The sequence below is a fragment of the Pseudomonas sp. JQ36 genome (assembly GCF_053851495.1).
Window position 1 is genome coordinate 503,078 of sequence record NZ_CM132642.1, and the last position, 18,725, is coordinate 521,802.

The window sequence follows — 18,725 nt, forward strand, 5'->3', positions numbered from 1 at the left end:
GGGCTTGCTCGCGAAGAGGCCGGTACAGGCGCTAAATCAAGGTCTCGATTCGCAGTGAGTTGGTCGATCCCGGTTGCCCAAACGGCACCCCGGCGGTGATCAGCAAGGTATCGCCACGCTCGGCCATGCCTTGCGCCTGAGCGATTTCCAGCGCGGTCGAACACACTTCATCGACCTGACGCAGGCGATCGTTGACCACCGAGTGAATGCCCCATGCCACGCTCAAACGCCGCGCGGTCTGCAGGTTCGGCGTCAGGTTGAGGATCGGCGCTTTCGGCCGCTCCCGCGCTGCACGCAATGTCGAGGCGCCCGACTCGCTGTAGTTGACCAGCACTGCCACCGGCAGCACGTTGCTGATGCGGCGGATCGCGCAGCTAATGGCATCGGACACCGTCGCTTCGGCTTTCGGTCGGCTGACGTCGAGCTGCGTCTGATAATCCGGACCGTTCTCAACCTGACGAATGATCTTGCTCATCATCTGCACTGCTTCCAGCGGATACTCGCCGGAGGCGGTTTCGGCCGATAGCATCACCGCATCCGCGCCTTCAGCCACGGCGTTGGCGACGTCGGTGACCTCGGCGCGGGTCGGCGCCGGAGAGAAGCGCATCGACTCGAGCATCTGCGTCGCCACCACCACCGGTTTGCCGAGTTCGCGGCAGGTGCTGATGATGTTCTTCTGGATCTGCGGCACGCTTTCCGCCGGCACTTCCACGCCGAGATCGCCGCGAGCGACCATGATCGCGTCACTCAATTCGGCGATTTCGCGCAGTTGTTCAACCGCTGACGGCTTCTCGATTTTCGCCATCAGGAACGCCTTGTCGCCGATCAGTTCGCGGGCTTCGAGAATGTCTTGCGGACGTTGCACGAACGACAGCGCCACCCAGTCCACCCCCAGTTCCAGACCGAAGCTGAGGTCGCGGCGATCCTTGGCCGTCAGCGGGCTGAGGTCGAGCACCGCTTGCGGCACGTTCACCCCTTTGCGGTCCGACAGTTCGCCGCCGGCGAGCACGGTGGTGTCGATCGCGTCGGTGTATTTTGTGACCACGCGCAGGCGCAGTTTGCCGTCATCCAGCAGCAGATCCATGCCCGCTTCCAGCGCGGCGATGATCTCCGGGTGCGGCAGGTTCACCCGGCGTTCATCGCCCGGTGTCGCATCCAGATCGAGGCGGAACGCCTGACCGCGATGCAGCTGCACCTTGCCGTCGGCGAACTTGCCGACGCGCAGTTTCGGCCCCTGCAAATCCATCAGAATGCCCAACGGATAGTTGAGCTGGCGTTCGACTTCTCGGATCCACTGATAGCGCTTGGCGTGGTCGGCGTGATCGCCGTGGCTGAAGTTCAGGCGGAAGATATTGACCCCGGCCTCGACCAGTTCACGGATGTCTTCGATGCCATCGACGGCAGGCCCGAGGGTGGCGAGGATTTTGACCTTTTTATCAGGCGTCATGATTTGCAGTTCTCAAGGATCAGGATGGCGCGGAAGTCGTTGACGTTGGTGCGGGTTGGCTCGGTGACGATCAGCGCGTCGAGCGCCTCGAAGTAGCCGTAACCGTTGTTGTTATCCAGCTCGTCGCTGGCGCTCAAACCGAGGGCGGCGGCGCGGGCGTAGCTGTCCGGGGTCATGATCGCGCCGGCATTGTCTTCCGAACCGTCGATGCCGTCGGTGTCGCCGGCCAGCGCGTAAACGCCGGGCTGGCCCTTGAGGCTGTCGGTGAGGCTCAAGAGGAATTCGGCGTTGCGTCCGCCACGGCCATTGCCGCGCACGGTCACCGTGGTTTCGCCGCCGGAGAGGATCACGCACGGTGCAGCGAGTGGCTGGCCATGATTGATGATCTGCCGGGCGATGCCGGCGTGGACTTTCGCCACCTCGCGGGATTCGCCTTCGAGGTCGCCGAGGATCAGCGTGCTGAAACCGGCCTGACGGCATTTCACCGCCGCAGCATCCAGCGATTGCTGCGGGCGGGCGATCAACTGGAAGTGGCTGCGCGCGAGGCTTGGGTCGCCGGGTTTGACGGTTTCCGATTCCGCGCTTTGCAGCCAGGTGCGCACCGAGGCCGGGACTTCGATGCCGTAGCGCTTGAGGATCGCCAGCGCTTCGGCCGAAGTGCTCGGGTCGGCCACGGTCGGGCCGGAAGCGATGACCGTGGCGAGGTCGCCCGGCACATCGGAAATCGCGTAGGTGTAGACGGTGGCAGGCCAGCAAGCCTTGCCGAGGCGGCCGCCCTTGATCGCCGAGAGGTGCTTGCGCACGCAGTTCATCTCGCCGATGGTCGCGCCGGATTTGAGCAGGGCTTTGTTGATCGATTGCTTGTCGGCCAGGGTGATGCCTTCGGCCGGCAGCGCGAGCAGGGCAGAGCCGCCGCCGGAGAGCAGGAAGATCACACGGTCGTCTTCCGTCAGATTGCTGACCAGTTCCAGCACACGCTTGGCCACGGCCAGACCGGCAGCGTCCGGTACCGGATGCGCGGCTTCGACCACTTCGATTTTTTCGCATGGAGCGCCGTGACCGTAACGGGTCACGACCAGACCGGATACTTCACCTTTCCAGCTGCGCTCGACCACCTGGGCCATGGCAGCTGCGGCTTTGCCGGCGCCGATGACGATCACTCGGCCCGTGCGATCGGCAGGCAGATGGGCTTCGAGGACCTGGTTCGGATGGGCCGCGTCGATGGCTGTGGCAAACAGCTCGCGCAGCAGTTGTTGCGGATCGACCGACATGGCGGGCTCCCGGAATTCTTGTTATTCGAAAGGGCAACTCGGATCTTGTAGGAGTGAGCCTGCTCGCGATTCAGGCAGCGCGGTAAATCTGACTCACCGCGGCGACTTCATCGCGAGCAGGCTCACTCCTACAGGTTTGATGAAGGCTTTATTTTTTATCGCGAATCGAGAAGTTGGCCATGTGTTCCAGACCCTTGATCAGCGCCGAGTGGTCCCAGTTGCTGCCACCGATGGCCGCGCAGGTGCTGAACACTTGCTGGGCGTTGGCGGTGTTCGGCAGGTTGATGTTCAGTTCCTTGGCACCTTGCAAGGCAAGGTTCAGATCCTTCTGGTGCAGGCTGATGCGGAAGCCCGGGTCGAAGGTGCCCTTGATCATGCGCTCGCCGTGCACTTCGAGGATCTTCGACGAAGCGAAGCCACCCATCAGTGCTTCACGCACCTTGGCCGGATCAGCACCGTTTTTCGAGGCGAACAGCAGGGCTTCCGCCACGGCCTGAATGTTCAGCGCGACGATGATCTGGTTCGCCACTTTGGCGGTCTGACCGTCGCCATTGCCGCCGACCAGAGTGATGTTCTTGCCCATGGCCTGAAACAGCGGCAGCGCGCGTTCAAAGGCATCGGCGTCGCCACCGACCATGATGCTCAGGGTCGCGGCCTTGGCGCCGACTTCACCACCGGATACCGGAGCGTCGAGGTACTGCGCGCCTTTTTCGTTGATCTTCTTGGCGAATGCCTTGGTGGCGGTCGGCGAGATCGAGCTCATGTCGATCACTACTTTGCCTTTGCTGATACCGGCAGCAACACCGTCAGCGCGGAACAGCACGTCATCGACCTGCGGGGTATCCGGCACCATGACGATGATGAATTCGGCTTCCTGCGCCACTTCGCGCGGGTTGGCCAGGGCGACGGCGCCAGCGGCGACCAAGTCGGCTGGAGCGGCGTCGTGGTGCGCCGACAGGAACAGGCTGTGACCGGCTTTCTGCAGGTTCGAAGCCATTGGGTGGCCCATGATGCCGGTGCCGATAAATCCGATTTTAGCCATGAGAAAATCCTCTTGTTTTTGTCTTGCTCAAGCGAAATAGGGGTGTTGCTTTGGGTGGGAGCGGGCTTGCTCGCGAATGCGGTGGAACATTCAATATCCGTGTTGACTGAACCACCGCATTCGCGAGCAAGCCCGCTCCCACAAGGTTTTGTGGTGTTCTTAAATTGCGTTGTGAGTTTTCAACCAGCCGAGGCCGGCCTCAGTGGTAGTCAGCGGCTTGTACTCGCAACCCACCCAACCCTGATAACCGATGCGATCCAGGTGTTCGAACAGGAAGCGGTAATTGATCTCACCGGTGCCCGGTTCATTGCGCCCCGGGTTGTCCGCGAGCTGCACGTGGTTGATCTCGCCCAGGTGCGATTGCAGGGTGCGGGCCAGATCGCCTTCCATGATTTGCATGTGATAGATGTCGTATTGCAGGAACAGGTTGGTGCTGCCGACCTGCTCGCGAATCGACAGGGCTTGCGCCGTGTTGTTCAGGTAGAAGCCCGGGATGTCGCGGGTGTTGATCGCTTCCATCACCAGTTTGATACCCGCCGCCTGCAGCTTGTCGGCGGCGTATTTGAGGTTGGCGACGAAGGTTTTTTCCACGGTGGCATCGTCCACGCCTTGCGGACGGATACCGGCCAGGCAGTTGACCTGGGTGTTGCCCAGCACTTGCGCGTAGGCAATCGCCAGATCGACCCCGGCGCGGAACTCTTCAACACGATCCGGCAGACACGCGATACCGCGCTCGCCCTTGGCCCAGTCACCGGCCGGCAGGTTGAACAGCACTTGGGTCAGCCCGTTGGCATCGAGCCTGGCCTTGATTTCGGCAGAGCTGAAGTCGTACGGGAACAGGTATTCCACACCACTGAAACCGGCCTTGGCGGCGGCGTCGAAACGGGCAAGGAAATCCTGTTCGGTGAACAGCATGGACAGGTTGGCTGCGAAACGCGGCATGGTGGTCTCCCGTAAATCTTGTGAGGTTCCCCTTGTAGGAGCGGGCCTTTGTGGCGAGGGAGCTTGCTCCCGCTGGGGCGCGCAGCGGCCCCAAAAGCTTTACGACTGCTTCGCAGCCGAGCGGGAGCAAGCTCCCTCGCCACATGGCTAGCTCCCACAGGGAGAGCGGTCAGCAGTTAATCGAGCAACGAAATCGCCGTTGGCGCGTCGTTGCCGACCAGTGCCAGATCTTCGAATTCGTTGACGGCGTTGATCTCGGTCCCCATGGAGATGTTGGTCACACGCTCCAGGATAATCTCGACAATCACCGGTACCTTGAACTCTTCGATCATCTGTTCAGCCTTGCGCAGGGCAGGGGCGATTTCCGATGGTTCGAACACCCGCAGGGCTTTACAGCCGAGGCCTTCGGCGACTGCGATGTGGTCGACACCGTAACCGTTGAGTTCCGGCGCGTTCAGGTTATCGAAGGACAGCTGCACGCAGTAGTCCATTTCGAACCCGCGCTGGGCCTGACGGATCAGGCCCAGGTACGAGTTGTTCACCACGACGTGGATGTAAGGCAGTTTGAACTGAGCGCCGACCGCCAGCTCCTCGATCATGAACTGGAAGTCATAGTCCCCCGACAGGGCCACGACTTTCCGGCTCGGATCGGCCTTGACCACGCCCAGCGCGGCCGGAATGGTCCAGCCCAACGGGCCGGCCTGACCGCAGTTGATCCAGTGACGCGGCTTGTAGACGTGCAGGAACTGCGCGCCGGCAATCTGCGACAGACCAATGGTGCTGACGTAGCAGGTGTCTTTGCCGAACACCTGGTTCATCTCTTCGTAAACACGCTGCGGCTTGACCGGCACGTTGTCGAAGTGAGTCTTGCGGTGCAGGCTGGCTTTGCGCTGCTGGCAATCCTGCAGCCAGGCACTGCGATTTTTCAGTTTGCCGGCGGCTTGCCATTCACGGGCGACTTCGATGAACACGGTCAGCGCGGCAGCAGCGTCGGAGACGATACCCAGATCCGGGGTGAACACGCGGCCGATCTGCGTGCCTTCGATATCGACGTGAATGAACTTGCGGCCTTCGGTGTAGACGTCGACCGAACCGGTGTGGCGGTTGGCCCAACGGTTACCGATGCCCAGTACCACGTCGGATTTCAGCAGCGTGGCGTTGCCGTAACGGTGCGACGTCTGCAGGCCGACCATGCCGACCATCAGCGGGTGGTCGTCCGGAATGGTGCCCCAGCCCATCAGGGTCGGGATCACCGGAATACCGGTCAGTTCAGCGAACTCCACCAGCAGATCGCTGGCGTCGGCGTTGATGATGCCGCCGCCGGCCACCAGCAATGGACGCTCGGCCTGATCAAGCAGGGCCAGCGCCTTCTCGACCTGAACGCGGGTCGCGGTTGGCTTGGCCAACGGCAGCGGCTGGTAGGCGTCGATATCGAATTCGATTTCAGCCATCTGCACGTCGAAGGGCAGGTCGATCAGCACCGGGCCCGGGCGGCCGGAGCGCATTTCGTAGAAGGCTTTCTGGAACGCGTAAGGCACCTGGCCCGGCTCCAGAACCGTGGTCGCCCACTTGGTGACGGGTTTGACGATGCTGGTGATGTCGACCGCCTGGAAGTCTTCCTTGTGCATACGGGCGCGGGGTGCCTGGCCGGTAATGCAGAGGATCGGAATCGAGTCGGCCGAGGCGCTGTAGAGCCCGGTGACCATGTCGGTACCGGCCGGGCCGGACGTACCGATGCACACGCCGATGTTGCCGGCCTTGGTGCGGGTGTAACCCTCGGCCATGTGCGACGCGCCTTCGACGTGACGAGCGAGGACGTGATCGATGCCACCGACTTTCTGCAGGGCGGAGTACAGCGGGTTGATCGCAGCACCCGGAATGCCAAAAGCGGTATCAACCCCTTCACGGCGCATCACCAGAACGGCGGCTTCGATTGCTCTCATTTTGCTCATGGTTTTGTGCCTCTTTACGTTTTGTAATTGTATACAAGTGGCTTTGCGCAGAGTGTATTCACGGCGGACGGCGCAGGTCAATCCATTTTCTCAAGCGCCTGTTTCATTCGTCGAAAGCCCGGTTCTGCTGTGGCTTTTCGTCGCATGTGGCGCTTTTCGAGAATTATTGTATACAAAAAAATAATTCATTGTGTTCTATTTGTGGCATCGGTCTGCGGCACTTGAGCGCAGCCCCACGACTTTCCCAATAACAAAATGAGGACGGCACCATGAGCGCTTTAACCTTGAAAGTCGCAGTCAATCTGGTCAGCGAAGCCATCAGCGCGGGGCGCGAGATCAACGCCGCGCCGCTGACCATCGCGGTACTCGATACCGGCGGCCACCTGATCACCCTGCAACGCGAAGACGGCGCCAGCCTGCTGCGCCCCAACATCGCCATCGGCAAAGCCTGGGGCGCCATCGCCCTGGGCAAGGGCTCACGCTTGCTGGCGCTGGACGCCCAACAACGCCCGGCGTTCATCGCCGCACTCAACAGCATGGGCCAGGGCAGCGTCGTCCCGGCCCCGGGCGGGGTGTTGATTCGTGATCAGGCGGGGAATGTGCTGGGGGCGATCGGGATTAGCGGCGATCTGTCGGATATTGATGAGCAGGTGGCGATTAAAGCGGTGGAGGCGCTGGATTTGAGGGCGGATGCGGGGGTGGCTGCTTGAATCTGCGTTGATTGATTAACCGCTATCGCGAGCAGGCTCACTCCTACAAGGGATCTTGGTTGGACACAAAATGTCTGAACACCACAAACCCCTGTAGGAGTGAGCCTGCTCGCGATAGCTCTCTCCCAGAAACATCCAGCCAAGAGTTTGTCCCATCAACTTGAGCACGCAGAACTAGTCTTCTCATGAGCTGATCATGGGAGGCAAAGGAATGCCTGATCTACCCGCTGCACACCGATTGCGAGCCGGTCGCTATGCCGAGCCCAATCGAATCTACCTACTTACGACCAACACTCTTGATCGCAAACCGATCTTCGCCGATTTTGCTTTGGGCCGATTGGTGGTTCATCAATTTCGGCGTGCACAAAATCTCGGCTTGGCGAACTCACTGGCGTGGGTGGTAATGCCAGATCATTTTCATTGGTTAATCGAATTGCAGAGCGGGTCTTTGAGCGAACTGATGCAAAAGACCAAGTCGCTAAGTACCAAAGCGGTGAATCAGGCTACCGGTAGAAATGTTGGCCTCTGGCAAAGAGGGTTTCATGACCGGGCACTGCGGCGGGAGGAGGATTTAGTGAAGATGGCAAGGTATGTCGTCGCCAACCCATTGCGGGCTGGACTGGTGGAGAGGCTTGGCGACTATTCGCTGTGGGATGCGATCTGGGTTTGAGCCGAAACCGTGTCGCTTCAATCGCGAGCAGGCTCACTCCTACATTTGGGATGCATTCCCATGTAGGAGTGAGCGTGCTCGCGAAGCAGTCACCGCGGTCTATCAGTCCGGCTCACACCCTTTCAACACCAGCCGGATAATCGTCTGTGCCGCCGCCTCGTAATCCGCCTCGTCGAGCTTGTCCTTGCCGGTGACTGCGGAGATCTGCCAGTCGAAGTCGGCGTAGGTCTGGGTTGCGGCCCAGATGCTGAACATCAGGTGGTTGGGGTCGATCGGGGCGATCTGGCCGCGGTCGATCCAGCTCTGGATGCAGTCGATGTTGTGCTTGGCCTGGCTGTTGAGCTGCTCGACCAGGTCGGCGCTCAGGTGAGGGGCGCCGTGCATGATTTCGCTGGCGAACACCTTGGAGGCGAAGGGCAGGTCGCGGGAGATGCGGATCTTCGAGCGGATGTAGCCGCTGAGCACTTCGCTCGGTACGCCGTCCGGGTTGAACGGGGTCGAGGCCTGCAGGATCGGCACGATGATACTTTCCAGGACCTCGCGGTAGAGGTTTTCCTTGGATTTGAAGTAGTAGTAGACGTTGGGCTTGGGCAATCCTGCCTTGGCGGCGATGTCGCTGGTTTTGGTCGCCGCGAAGCCCTTGTCGGCAAATTCCTCGCTGGCGGCACGCAGGATCAGTTCTTTGTTGCGCTCGCGGATTGTGCTCATAAACCCGGTGGTTCCTTGCCTGTTCTGGCGGTTGCGCATGGTAGCACCGGCCTCGCGCGTGGCTCAAGAATGCCCCGTGTGGCCCGCAGTCGCGGTATGCTGCGCGACATTATTCACATAAGGAAACAAGATTCATGGCAGGAAGCAGTTTGCTGGTGCTGATCGACGATATTGCCACCGTTCTGGATGACGTGGCGTTGATGAGCAAAATGGCCGCGAAGAAGACCGCTGGCGTACTCGGCGATGACTTGGCGCTCAATGCCCAGCAAGTCTCCGGGGTGCGCGCCGAGCGGGAAATACCGGTGGTCTGGGCGGTGGCCAAGGGCTCGTTCCTCAACAAGTTGATTCTGGTGCCGTCGGCGCTGGCGATCAGTGCATTCGTGCCGTGGCTGGTGACGCCGCTGTTGATGGTTGGCGGCGCGTACCTGTGTTTCGAAGGTTTCGAGAAGCTCGCGCACAAGTTCCTGCACAGCAAGGCCGAAGATGATGCCGAGCATGCGCAACTGAGCGCGGCGGTGGCCGAGCCGACCACCGATCTGGTGGCTTACGAGAAGGACAAGATCAAAGGCGCGATCCGCACCGACTTCATCCTCTCGGCGGAAATCATCGCCATCACCCTTGGCACCGTGGCCGACGCATCGCTGACCCAGCAAGTGATCGTCATGTCCGGCATCGCCATCGTCATGACCGTCGGCGTCTATGGCCTGGTGGCCGGCATCGTCAAACTCGACGATCTGGGCCTGTGGCTGACCCAGAAATCGGGTGCAGCCGCCAAAGGCATCGGCAATGCGATCCTGCGCGCCGCCCCGTACATGATGAAAGGCCTGTCGGTGATCGGTACAGCGGCGATGTTCCTCGTCGGTGGCGGCATCCTTACCCATGGCATTCCGGTGGTGCATCACTGGATTGAAAGTGTCGGCGCGGCGGCTGGCAGTGCCGGGTTTGCCGTGCCTGTGTTGCTCAATGGCGTAGCGGGGATTATCGCGGGCGCAGCAGTGCTGGCGGTGGTTTCGGTCGTCGGCAGGATCTGGCGCGCGATCAAAGGATAAACACATCACTCCAGTGGGAGCGGGCTTGCTCGCGAATGCTGTGTGTCAGTCGAAGAATATGCTGGCTGATTCACCGCATTCGCGAGCAAGCCCGCTCCCACAGTTTGATCTGGGTTGTGCCATGAAAAAGGGCCATTCGACTCGCATCGAATGGCCCTTTTTTGTTGTCGCCGAGGTTACTCGGCGATCTGCAGCTTGCGCGACTCGGTGTAGACGTAACGCACTTTCTCGTACTCGAACGGCGAATTCATCTGACCGTAGCGGAAGTTGGTCTGGTAGCGCTTGTCGACCGCGCGCAGGGCCCAGACTTCCGGGTGGTTGGAGCTGACTTCCGACACGTTCAGGTAGTTGATCGCCGATTCGGCGGTGTAGTCCACGGCCAGGCCGGCGGTATCGCGAATGTTCGACGGGCCGAGGATCGGCAACACGAAGTAGGCACCGCCCGGTACGCCGTAGAAGCCCAGGGTCTGACCGAAGTCTTCGCTCTGGCGCGGCAGGCCCATGGCGGTCGCCGGATCCCACAGGCCGGCAATGCCGATGGTGGTGTTGAGCAGCAGGCGCGCGGTGGTTTCCATCGAGCGCTTGCCCTTGAACTGCAGCAGGCTGTTGACCAGGTTCGGCACATCGCCGAGGTTGTTGAAGAAGTTGCTCACCCCGGTGCGCAGGAAGCTTGGCGTCACGTAGCGATAACCGTCGACCACCGGCAGGAACACCCATTGGTCGAAGCGGTAGTTGAAGTGGTAGACGCGGCGGTTCCACGACTCCAGCGGGTCGTAAACGTTGAGCGCGTTGAGCGTTGAACGTTCGAACTCACGCTGGTCCAGCCCCGGGTTGAACTTGAGTTTGGACAGCGGCTCCTTGAAGCCGTCGCTGTCGACCACCACCGGCGCGTTGGCTTTACTGTTGTCGGCCTGGGCCACGCCTGCACTGAGGAGCGCTGCAATCAGCAGGAGATATTTAGCCACGGAAAAACTCCAGCATGGCGTCGCTGTTGACGCGGTAGTTAAGGTTGCCGCAATGGCCGCCCAGTGGGTAAACGGTCAGCCGATCGCCAAAGGTCTTGCGCAGGAAACCGAGGTCGCCAGGGCCGAGGATCACGTCGTCGGCGTTGTGCATGACGGCGATTTTCGGGCTGTCGTGCAGGTAATCCTTGAGTGCGTACAGGCTGACCTGATCGATCAGTTGCAGCAGACTGCCGCCGTCAGTGCGCGCGCGCCACATCGGGATCACCTGTTCGGTCAGGTAGCAGTCGAAGTCGCATTGCAGCGCACGCTTGAGGAACGGCGTGAGGCTGGTGCCTTCGGTGATCGGGAATTTCGGCGGAGTGATCAGGCCACGACGGTTGATCAGGTCGGAGGTGAAGGCAATGTCGGCCGCCGAGAAGCGGAACGAAGTGCCGATCAGCATCGCCATCTGTTCGTTGGTCAGATGCTGCTTCGACTGTTGGAAGTCGTAGAGCAGGGCGTCATTGAGGTCGATGTAGCCTTTCTGCTGGAAGTAGCGGGTCAGCTTGTTCAGCACCAGTTCATAGAAGGTGGTGCTGTTATTGATGCCCTTTACTTCGGTCTGCACCAGTTTGTCGAGGTTGCTGATCGAGGTGTAGAGGTTGACCGGCGGGTTGAGCAGCAGGACTTTCTTGAAGTTGAAGCTGCGTCGGGTCTCGTCCAGATGCGCGACGAACGCGGCATCCAACGCGCCGAGGCTGTAGCCGCTGAGGTAGTACTCGGTGACCGGCAGTTTCGGATGTTGCGCGCGCACGGCCTGCATCACCCGGTACATGTCTTCGGCGTCTTCCTTGGTGATGCCCGGGGTGGCGAAGCGTGAAGCGGCGCTGATGAAGTCGAAGCTGGTTGGCGACGACAACTGCACGACGTTGTAACCGGCCTTGTAGTAGAGCTTCTTCAGGTATTCGTTGAGCGTGCTGTCATAGCGCGCGCCGGTGCCGGCGATCAGGAAGATCAGCGGCGCCGGTTTGTCCTGCTCGGCGATGCGGTAGGTGAGTTTTTTCACCGCCCAGAAATTGTCCGGGAGGATGAAGGCCCGTTCCGGGCGCAGGGTGATGCTGTGGTCGGACTGATTGATCTCGTCGTTCGACGGCAACTCCGGGCGCAGGTCCGGTGGCGTGGTGGCGATGGTCGCCTCGAACGGGTTGGTCAGGGGATAGCCATAACTGGCGGCATCGATATCCACCGCCAGTGCGGACGCACTCAGAATAAGGCCGCTGAACAGCGCGGCGAAGCGCAAGGAACGGAGCATGACTGGATCCCTTAAAGGAAGGTGCCGAATGAAGTTCGCAGGCTATGACCACCGGGCTTGCGCCAAAGTGCCATGCCTCGGCACCAAACAGGCAGAATTCGGAGTAATAGTAGCTGGACGATACACGTTGCAAGGCGCGGATGACCAGTTAACAGTTGTTAGTGCTTGCCAACGCGTGCGGGCAGATTAAGCTGGCCGCCGATTTCGTTGATTGGAGAGATTCATGTCCCGCCGCTTGCCCGTGATTCTGTTGCTCGTGCTGTTGCCGCTGTGGCTGGCCGCCAGTTATGGCGTGCGTTATGGCTTCATGGAAGATGGGCAGTGGGTCGGCATCTGCGTCGATGAGGCGAGCCGCTGGGAATGCACGGTGCGCTCGAACCTGGGGCTGATGATTCACTTCAAGGTGCTGGGCTGGACGGCATTGGGCGCAGCGCTGCTCGGTTTTGTGCTGCCGGGACGGGCAGGGTGGTGGCTGGCGGTGCTGGCGCTGGTGTTCGGGCTGCCGGCGCTGGCGTTGTACAACACGACGTTGGCGGTGTTTGCGCTGGTGATTGGCGGATTGCGGTTGGTTCGGGCAGCCCGCAGCGCCTGACAGTCAGCCTTCGCGAGCAAGCCCGCTCCCACAGGGGATTTGTGAACGCCACAGATCCAATGTGGGAGCGGGCTTGCTCGCGAAGGGGCCAGACTGGCCTCTGGAGATCAGCCTTTGCGAACCCGCAGGCAGCGCCACAACGCCGCCACCATCAACCCACTGACCAGCGCCCAGCCCCACGCCTGCTGATTCAACAATCCTTCCTCATACAGCTGCGGCGCAATGCCGGCGCCGATGATAAAGGTCAGCAGGGCAATTTCCCGGCGCGGTACGCTGACCGGACGGCATACGTACACCAGCGCCGGCAGAATGAACGCCATGCTGGCGAAACTGCGATAACGCGCGTCGAAGACCATCTCCAGCATCATCACCGCCGCCGCGAATCCCGCCGCAGCAACCAGCCAGCCAGCGCGGCGTTCCAGCAGAGTGAACGCGCGTTCACGCCATCCCTGACGGTTGCTCAAAGTCAGCGCGGCATGCGCCAGTACCAACAGATTCAACACGGTCAGCAAGCCGACCCACAGCCATTCGCCGGCAAACCGCGTGGTCACTCGCGCCAGATCGCCCCAGGCGCCGATCGAGCAGGCTGCAACTGCCGCAAGCAGGGGCAGAACCAATGCCGATTGCGTGGTGCGCACCCGGCCACCGAGCAGCAGCGTGCCGAGGAAAATCAGCCCACCGACGCCCAGCCATTCCTTCCAGTACGGCACGTTGGTCACTGGCCCGGCGAGCACGCCCTTGTCCTGGCGATCGGCGTCGAACAGGCCCCAGTAACCGCCGACCGCACCTTCGCTGCCACGTTTCCATGGCTGGTCGAACGCTTCGATCAGGTTGTAATGCCAGCCTTCCTTCTCGGCCATTGCGACAAAACCGCGAATGAACTTGGCCTCGTTGACCCGGCTCGGCAGGGCGGTCTCACGCTGGCGACCTTCGCTGGGCCAGCCGGTCTCGCCGATCATCACGTCTTTGGGCGCGAATTTGTTGCCGAACACCTGACGCACATCCGCCACGTGTTGCAGAGCGACGTCGATGTTTGACGGTTCATCTTCCCAGTACGGCAGCAAATGAATGGTCAGGAAATCCACCGCCGGCGCGACTTCCGGGTGTTTGAGCCAGAACTCCCAGACATCGGCATAGGTGACCGGTTGTTTGACCTGGCTTTTGACCTTGTTGATCAGTTTCGCCAGTTGCGCGCCGGTGACTTCCTTGCGCAGCAAGGCTTCGTTGCCGACGATCACCGCACTGACCACGTCCGGGTTGGCGTTGGCCGAGGCGATCAGCAGGTCGACTTCTTTCTCGGTGTCCACCGGGTTGCTGTTGACCCAGGCGCCGATCATCAACTTCAGACCGTGCTTGCGCGCCAGATCCGGCAGCGCTTCGAGGCCGGTCATCGAGTAGGTACGGATGCATTCGAAGCGCGTCGCCAGCAGGGCGAGGTCGGCGTCCATGCGTTCCGGGCGCAGTTTGAACGGCACGTCGAACGGCGATTGATCCTTGTCGAACGGCGTGTAGGAGGCGCATTGCAACTTGTGCGTCGGGGTCGCAGCGTCCGGCAGAATCACCGGTTTGCCGAGGCCGTACCAGAAACCGCCAAGGGCAAACAGGCCGAGCAGGCAGGCGAAGAGATAAGGAACAAACGGGAAGCGGGAAGTCGCGGACATGGTCAGGCCGAGTGGCTGCAAAGCGACGCATGTTACCTGCATTTATCCGCGGGTTGGTGGCCTGCATGCTTTGCACATGCAAAGTTCGGGCGGATTGTCTGGCGCCAATTATTCCGAGGTGATTAATGGCTTTCTGATGTCGTTTCTCGGTGTATTGAGGTCGCTGACAGAGCAGGTCGCTGTGGGCGTCAGGCCGATGATCGAAAGCGTCAGTACTCCACTGGCATTCGAGCAAGTTTGCGGTCAGGCGTGATGGGGGCGCTGTGCACCATAACAATACGTTGACGATGCCCGGCATCCGTCGGGCGCAGCATTTCGGGGAAGTAAACGATGAAGATGCGACGACTTTTAGGCGCAGGTGCCGCTCTGGTGCTTGCGATGAGTTCCACATTCGCCAGCGCTGAAAAACAGACCCTGAACATTGGTTACGTTGACGGCTGGTCCGACAGCGTCGCGACCACCCACGTGGCGGCCGAAGTGATCAAGCAGAAACTCGGTTACGACGTGAAGCTGCAGGCCGTCGCCACCGGGATCATGTGGCAGGGCGTGGCCACCGGCAAACTCGACGCGATGCTCTCGGCATGGCTGCCGGTGACCCACGGCGATTACTGGACGAAGAACAAGGATCTGGTCGTCGATTACGGCCCGAACTTCAAGGACGCGAAAATCGGCCTGATCGTGCCGGAGTACGTCAAGGCCAAATCGATCGAAGACCTCAAGACCGACGACACCTTCAAGAACCGCATCGTCGGCATCGACGCCGGTTCAGGCGTGATGCTCAAAACCGATCAGGCGATCAAGGATTACGGCCTGGACAAATACACCCTCAAGGCCAGTTCCGGCGCCGGCATGATTGCCGAGCTGACCCGTGCTGAGAAGAAGAACGAATCGATTGCCGTCACCGGTTGGGTACCGCACTGGATGTTCGCCAAGTGGAAACTGCGCTTCCTCGACGACCCGAAAGGCGTGTACGGCGCGGCTGAAACCGTGAACAGCATCGGCAGCAAAGAGCTCGCGACCAAGGCTCCGGAAGTGGCCAAGTTCCTGAAAAACTTCCAGTGGGCGTCGAAAGACGAGATCGGCGAAGTCATGCTGGCCATCCAGGACGGCGCCAAGCCTGACGCGGCGGCCAAGGATTGGGTCGCCAAGCACCCGGAACGCGTGGCTGACTGGACCAAATAAATAGCAGCCGTTTCACTTTTTACCTGTGGGAGCGGGCTTGCTCGCGAAGGCGTCGTATCAGTCGATATTTGCATTGACTGGCACACCGCTTTCGCGAGCAAGCCCGCTCCCACATTTGCTTCTGGCCAACCCTGAATTCAGGGCTTGCGGCTGTTTCAACGCCTCTTTCCAACTATTTCGGCTATTTACAATCGGAAAATTGGCGAAAACGTCATGTCGTTCTAATACTAAGGTCGTCTGGAAGCCGTTCCGCAGCCGCATACAGTGGATACGTTCCAACAATAATCTGTGCTGCGAGGATAAAAACAATGAACGACAGCATTTACCTCTCGATTCAAAACAGCCCGCGCTTCAAGGAGCTGGTGAGAAAAAGAGAAAAGTTCGCCTGGATACTCTCGGCGATCATGCTCGGGCTTTACTCTGGCTTCATCCTTTTGATCGCTTACGGGCCGCACATACTCGGCGCCAAGCTCAGTCCTGAATCCTCGATTACCTGGGGCATTCCGATCGGTGTCGGGCTGATTCTTTCAGCATTCGTCCTCACCGGTATCTACGTGCGCCGCGCCAATGGCGAGTTCGACGACCTGAACAATGCGATTCTCAAGGAGGCTCAGCAATGATCCGGCGTCTACTGGCTCTTTTGAGTGTTTCAGCTTTCGCGCCGAGTGTCTGGGCGGCTGACGCGCTGACAGGTGCAGTGGCCAAACAGCCACTGAATATTCCTGCAATCCTGATGTTCGTGGCTTTCGTCGGCGCGACGCTGTACATCACCTACTGGGCCTCGAAGAAAAACAACTCGGCGGCCGATTACTATGCGGCAGGCGGCAAGATCACCGGTTTCCAGAACGGTCTGGCGATCGCCGGTGACTATATGTCGGCGGCGTCCTTCCTGGGGATTTCCGCGCTGGTGTTCACTTCCGGCTACGACGGTCTGATCTACTCGATCGGCTTTCTGGTGGGCTGGCCGATCATTCTGTTCCTGATCGCCGAGCGCCTGCGTAACCTGGGCAAATACACCTTTGCCGACGTGGCGTCCTACCGCCTCGGGCAAACCCAGATTCGCACCCTGTCTGCCTGCGGCTCGCTGGTGGTGGTGGCGTTCTACCTGATCGCGCAAATGGTCGGTGCCGGCAAACTGATCCAGTTGCTGTTCGGTCTGGACTACCATGTTGCGGTGATTCTGGTCGGTGTGCTGATGTGCATGTACGTGCTGTTCGGCGGCATGCTGGCGACCACCTGGGTGCAGATCATCAAGGCGGTGTTGCTGCTGTCCGGTGCCTCGTTCATGGCACTGATGGTGATGAAACACGTCAACTTCGACTTCAACATGCTGTTCTCCGAGGCGATCAAGGTTCACCCTAAAGGTGAAGCGATCATGAGCCCGGGCGGTCTGGTGAAAGATCCGATTTCGGCGTTCTCCCTGGGCCTGGCCCTGATGTTCGGTACCGCGGGCCTGCCGCACATTCTGATGCGTTTCTTCACTGTAAGTGATGCTAAAGAAGCCCGTAAGAGCGTGCTGTATGCGACCGGTTTCATTGGCTACTTCTACATCCTGACCTTCATTATCGGCTTCGGCGCGATCCTGCTGGTCAGCACCAACCCGGCCTTTAAAGATGCTGCGGGCGCGCTGCTCGGCGGCAACAACATGGCGGCGGTGCACCTGGCCAACGCCGTGGGTGGCAGCATTTTCCTCGGCTTTATCTCGGCGGTGGCGTTCGCGACCATTCTGGCGGTGGTAGCGGGGCTGACTCTGGCTGGTGCATCGGCGGTGTCGCACGACCTGTATGCCAGCGTGATCAGGAAGGGCAAGGCCAACGACAAGGATGAGATTCGCGTCTCAAAGATCACCACCATTGCCTTGGCGGTGCTGGCGATTGGTCTGGGCATCCTGTTCGAAAGCCAGAACATCGCGTTCATGGTTGGCCTGGCGTTCTCCATTGCGGCAAGCTGCAACTTCCCGGTACTGCTGCTTTCGATGTACTGGAAGAAACTGACCACCCGCGGTGCGATGATCGGTGGCTGGCTGGGGCTGGTGAGTGCGGTGGGGCTGATGGTCCTTGGCCCGACCATCTGGGTGCAGATTCTGCATCACGAGAAGGCGATCTTCCCTTACGAATACCCGGCGTTGTTTTCGATGATCATTGCGTTCATCGGTATCTGGTTCTTCTCGATCACCGATAAGTCGGCGGCGGCCGAGAACGAGCGGGCGCTGTTCTTTCCGCAGTTTGTGCGTTCGCAGACTGGGTTGGGGGCGAGTGGGGCGGTTTCGCACTGATCGCTGATTAGATGTTTTGAGTGAAATGCCCTGGTTGAGAGATCGGGGCATTTTTTTTGTGGGCGGTTATCGGGCTGGAATTGGGTACATATCCGTTGCTGCGGTAACGGCGGCTTAGGGTTCCGCCCTTACGGCGGGTCACTTTTGACAAACGCCTCAAAAGTAACCAAAAACGCTTGCTCCTGCGTTCGGCCCGCTCGCTGGGGCTCGGGGTTCCTTCGCTGCGGGATTGATCCGGGCGCAGCGCCTACGGTTTGCTTCGCTGCACCTCCTCTCGCTGTGTTTGGCTTCGCCAAACGGTCGCTGCGCTCCCACCCCCGGATCAATCCCTCCACTCAGCCTTCCGACGTCGCCCGTGGATCAAGATCAAGAGCGACAGCCGAGCTTGCGCTCATCCTGGAGTGGGGCGGCTGCGCCGCATGAGCTTGCATAATCAATACTGTGGAAGCCAGCCTGCTGGCGATGGCGGCCTGATAGCCGACCAATCTCTAACTGAATGCACCCAATCCAATTGTGGGAGCGGGCTTGCTCGCGAAAGCGTCCTGCCAGCCGACCAATCTTTTACTGAACACACCCAATCCCACTGTGGGAGCGAGCTTGCTCGCGAATGCGGCCTGCCAGCCAACCAATCTTTAACTGAATACACCCAACCCCATGTAGGAGCTGCCGAAGGCTGCGATCTTTTGATCTGGCTCTGGCTCTTGATGTAGCTTTTGATTTTTTGCCCCTTCGGCAGGCCGAGCGAAGGTGTCCATCAGGGGGATAGGCGCGCAGCGCCATGCGGCGAAGCCGCATACATCGAGAGGAGGTGCAGCGAAGCAAACCGGAGGCGATGCCCCCAGATGGACACCGTAGCGAGGGAACACTGAGCCTCAGCGAAGTGCCGTACGCCGGGGCAAAGCCTTTTGGGTTACCTTTTCGGCGTCTGGAAAAGGTGACTCGCTGTAAGAGCGAAACCATAGGAGGCC

Annotated in this window: 16 protein-coding genes; 7 read left to right on the forward strand and 9 right to left on the reverse strand. The window is 60.2% G+C overall.

Features of this window, described 5'->3' with window-relative positions; translation table 11 throughout:
- Window positions 1-31 precede the first annotated feature (31 nt).
- The 5 genes from pyk to gcl all read right to left on the reverse strand — a co-directional run bounded on the left by pyk (window position 32) and on the right by gcl (window position 6,654).
- Window positions 32-1,447, reverse strand: a complete 1,416-nt coding sequence (gene pyk / locus ACS4NR_RS02470) for a pyruvate kinase (RefSeq protein WP_115990403.1) — start codon at window positions 1,445-1,447, stop codon at window positions 32-34.
- Complete coding sequence (locus ACS4NR_RS02475; protein ID WP_456019015.1) at window positions 1,444-2,718, reverse strand: glycerate kinase type-2 family protein; 1,275 nt, start codon at window positions 2,716-2,718, stop codon at window positions 1,444-1,446. Before ACS4NR_RS02475 ends, pyk begins: the two co-directional genes overlap by 4 nt.
- A 148-nt stretch (window positions 2,719-2,866) precedes the next feature.
- Complete coding sequence (locus ACS4NR_RS02480; RefSeq protein WP_456019016.1) at window positions 2,867-3,760, reverse strand: 2-hydroxy-3-oxopropionate reductase; 894 nt, start codon at window positions 3,758-3,760, stop codon at window positions 2,867-2,869.
- Window positions 3,761-3,919: 159 nt separating this feature from the next.
- Window positions 3,920-4,702, reverse strand: coding sequence for a hydroxypyruvate isomerase (gene hyi / locus ACS4NR_RS02485; protein ID WP_095139404.1), 783 nt, complete (start codon window positions 4,700-4,702; stop codon window positions 3,920-3,922).
- Between the two features lie 176 nt (window positions 4,703-4,878).
- On the reverse strand, window positions 4,879-6,654 hold the full coding sequence (gcl, locus tag ACS4NR_RS02490) for a glyoxylate carboligase (protein ID WP_096796234.1): 1,776 nt from the start codon (window positions 6,652-6,654) through the stop codon (window positions 4,879-4,881).
- 269 nt (window positions 6,655-6,923) lie between these two features.
- Here gcl and ACS4NR_RS02495 point away from each other — a divergent pair, with 269 nt between their 5' ends.
- Entirely contained in the window at window positions 6,924-7,364 is a 441-nt protein-coding gene (locus ACS4NR_RS02495) for a GlcG/HbpS family heme-binding protein (protein WP_095139405.1), read from the forward strand.
- Window positions 7,365-7,575: 211 nt separating this feature from the next.
- Complete coding sequence (locus ACS4NR_RS02500) at window positions 7,576-8,034, forward strand: REP-associated tyrosine transposase (protein WP_456019017.1); 459 nt, start codon at window positions 7,576-7,578, stop codon at window positions 8,032-8,034.
- A 102-nt stretch (window positions 8,035-8,136) separates the two neighbouring features.
- Here the strand turns inward: ACS4NR_RS02500 and ACS4NR_RS02505 are convergent, their stop codons facing one another.
- The gene (locus ACS4NR_RS02505; protein ID WP_007969638.1) at window positions 8,137-8,742 is read right to left on the reverse strand and encodes a TetR/AcrR family transcriptional regulator; all 606 of its coding nucleotides are present in this window, start codon (window positions 8,740-8,742) and stop codon (window positions 8,137-8,139) included.
- A gap of 134 nt (window positions 8,743-8,876) precedes the next feature.
- Between ACS4NR_RS02505 and ACS4NR_RS02510 the strand changes: the two genes are divergently transcribed.
- Complete coding sequence (locus ACS4NR_RS02510; RefSeq protein ID WP_456019018.1) at window positions 8,877-9,791, forward strand: DUF808 domain-containing protein; 915 nt, start codon at window positions 8,877-8,879, stop codon at window positions 9,789-9,791.
- Between the two features lie 176 nt (window positions 9,792-9,967).
- On the opposite strand, the gene ACS4NR_RS02515 is transcribed toward ACS4NR_RS02510, so the two are convergent.
- Both ACS4NR_RS02515 and ACS4NR_RS02520 read right to left on the reverse strand, forming a co-directional pair.
- A complete protein-coding gene (locus ACS4NR_RS02515) occupies window positions 9,968-10,756 on the reverse strand; it encodes an MlaA family lipoprotein (RefSeq protein ID WP_095139409.1) in 789 nt (262 codons plus the stop codon).
- Complete coding sequence (locus ACS4NR_RS02520; RefSeq protein WP_095139410.1) at window positions 10,749-12,047, reverse strand: serine/threonine protein kinase; 1,299 nt, start codon at window positions 12,045-12,047, stop codon at window positions 10,749-10,751. The genes ACS4NR_RS02515 and ACS4NR_RS02520 overlap by 8 nt, the downstream gene beginning before the upstream one ends.
- Window positions 12,048-12,270: 223 nt before the next feature.
- Between ACS4NR_RS02520 and ACS4NR_RS02525 the strand changes: the two genes are divergently transcribed.
- On the forward strand, window positions 12,271-12,639 hold the full coding sequence (locus ACS4NR_RS02525) for a hypothetical protein (RefSeq protein WP_095139411.1): 369 nt from the start codon (window positions 12,271-12,273) through the stop codon (window positions 12,637-12,639).
- 107 nt (window positions 12,640-12,746) lie between these two features.
- Here ACS4NR_RS02525 and ACS4NR_RS02530 read toward each other — a convergent pair whose 3' ends face one another.
- Window positions 12,747-14,342, reverse strand: coding sequence for a glycoside hydrolase family 17 protein (locus tag ACS4NR_RS02530; protein WP_456019019.1), 1,596 nt, complete (start codon window positions 14,340-14,342; stop codon window positions 12,747-12,749).
- A gap of 288 nt (window positions 14,343-14,630) precedes the next feature.
- Between ACS4NR_RS02530 and ACS4NR_RS02535 the strand changes: the two genes are divergently transcribed.
- The 3 genes from ACS4NR_RS02535 (at window position 14,631) to ACS4NR_RS02545 (ending at window position 17,757) form a co-directional block, all read left to right on the forward strand.
- Entirely contained in the window at window positions 14,631-15,482 is an 852-nt protein-coding gene (locus ACS4NR_RS02535) for a glycine betaine ABC transporter substrate-binding protein (protein ID WP_456019020.1), read from the forward strand.
- A 308-nt stretch (window positions 15,483-15,790) separates the two neighbouring features.
- On the forward strand, window positions 15,791-16,102 hold the full coding sequence (locus ACS4NR_RS02540; RefSeq protein ID WP_095139415.1) for a DUF485 domain-containing protein: 312 nt from the start codon (window positions 15,791-15,793) through the stop codon (window positions 16,100-16,102).
- The gene (locus ACS4NR_RS02545) at window positions 16,099-17,757 is read left to right on the forward strand and encodes a cation acetate symporter (protein WP_095139416.1); all 1,659 of its coding nucleotides are present in this window, start codon (window positions 16,099-16,101) and stop codon (window positions 17,755-17,757) included. Before ACS4NR_RS02540 ends, ACS4NR_RS02545 begins: the two co-directional genes overlap by 4 nt.
- Window positions 17,758-18,725: the final 968 nt, after the last annotated feature.

Excerpts from the sequence above, each read along its gene's own strand:
- pyk (WP_115990403.1), bottom strand. The coding sequence starts at position 1,447 with ATGACGCCTGATAAAAAGGTCAAAATCCTCGCCACCCTCGGGCCTGCC.
- ACS4NR_RS02475 (WP_456019015.1), bottom strand. The coding sequence starts at position 2,718 with ATGTCGGTCGATCCGCAACAACTGCTGCGCGAGCTGTTTGCCACAGCC.
- ACS4NR_RS02480 (WP_456019016.1), bottom strand. The coding sequence starts at position 3,760 with ATGGCTAAAATCGGATTTATCGGCACCGGCATCATGGGCCACCCAATG.
- hyi (WP_095139404.1), bottom strand. The coding sequence starts at position 4,702 with ATGCCGCGTTTCGCAGCCAACCTGTCCATGCTGTTCACCGAACAGGAT.
- gcl (WP_096796234.1), bottom strand. The coding sequence starts at position 6,654 with ATGAGCAAAATGAGAGCAATCGAAGCCGCCGTTCTGGTGATGCGCCGT.
- ACS4NR_RS02495 (WP_095139405.1), top strand. The coding sequence starts at position 6,924 with ATGAGCGCTTTAACCTTGAAAGTCGCAGTCAATCTGGTCAGCGAAGCC.
- ACS4NR_RS02500 (WP_456019017.1), top strand. The coding sequence starts at position 7,576 with ATGCCTGATCTACCCGCTGCACACCGATTGCGAGCCGGTCGCTATGCC.
- ACS4NR_RS02505 (WP_007969638.1), bottom strand. The coding sequence starts at position 8,742 with ATGAGCACAATCCGCGAGCGCAACAAAGAACTGATCCTGCGTGCCGCC.
- ACS4NR_RS02510 (WP_456019018.1), top strand. The coding sequence starts at position 8,877 with ATGGCAGGAAGCAGTTTGCTGGTGCTGATCGACGATATTGCCACCGTT.
- ACS4NR_RS02520 (WP_095139410.1), bottom strand. The coding sequence starts at position 12,047 with ATGCTCCGTTCCTTGCGCTTCGCCGCGCTGTTCAGCGGCCTTATTCTG.
- ACS4NR_RS02525 (WP_095139411.1), top strand. The coding sequence starts at position 12,271 with ATGTCCCGCCGCTTGCCCGTGATTCTGTTGCTCGTGCTGTTGCCGCTG.
- ACS4NR_RS02530 (WP_456019019.1), bottom strand. The coding sequence starts at position 14,342 with ATGCAGGTAACATGCGTCGCTTTGCAGCCACTCGGCCTGACCATGTCC.
- ACS4NR_RS02535 (WP_456019020.1), top strand. The coding sequence starts at position 14,631 with ATGAAGATGCGACGACTTTTAGGCGCAGGTGCCGCTCTGGTGCTTGCG.
- ACS4NR_RS02540 (WP_095139415.1), top strand. The coding sequence starts at position 15,791 with ATGAACGACAGCATTTACCTCTCGATTCAAAACAGCCCGCGCTTCAAG.
- ACS4NR_RS02545 (WP_095139416.1), top strand. The coding sequence starts at position 16,099 with ATGATCCGGCGTCTACTGGCTCTTTTGAGTGTTTCAGCTTTCGCGCCG.